We start from the raw sequence: 317 nt of genomic DNA on the forward strand, positions 1-317 counted from the left end.
GGTCTTTGTCCTCGGCGTTCCAGATCTCCGCCAACGCCTTCTTCGCGCCGCTCTGTGCGGACTTCGGCATGGCTCCCAGCACGTTGGCGATTTTGTGAAACCAGCACCTTTGAGCCCTGGCCTGCGGGAACACCTCACCGAGGGCGGCCCAGAACCCCAGTGCGCCGTCCCCGACGGCCAGCACCGGCGCGCGCATCCCCCGCCGTTTGCAATCGCGCAGCAGGTCGGCCCACGACTCGGTCGACTCGCGGTAGCCGTCGGACAGCGCGATGAGCTCCTTACGGCCGTCGGCGCGCACGCCGATCATCACCAGCAGG

At 68.1% G+C, this 317-nt stretch carries 1 protein-coding gene; it reads right to left on the minus strand.

The annotated features are described in order from the left end of the window. A partial coding sequence (locus FLV34_RS39985) for a transposase (RefSeq protein ID WP_187280910.1) occupies positions 1-317 on the minus strand: 317 nt, incomplete at both ends.

The sequence above is a fragment of the Microbispora sp. CSR-4 genome (genome assembly GCF_008033685.1).
Classification (GTDB): domain Bacteria; phylum Actinomycetota; class Actinomycetes; order Streptosporangiales; family Streptosporangiaceae; genus Microbispora.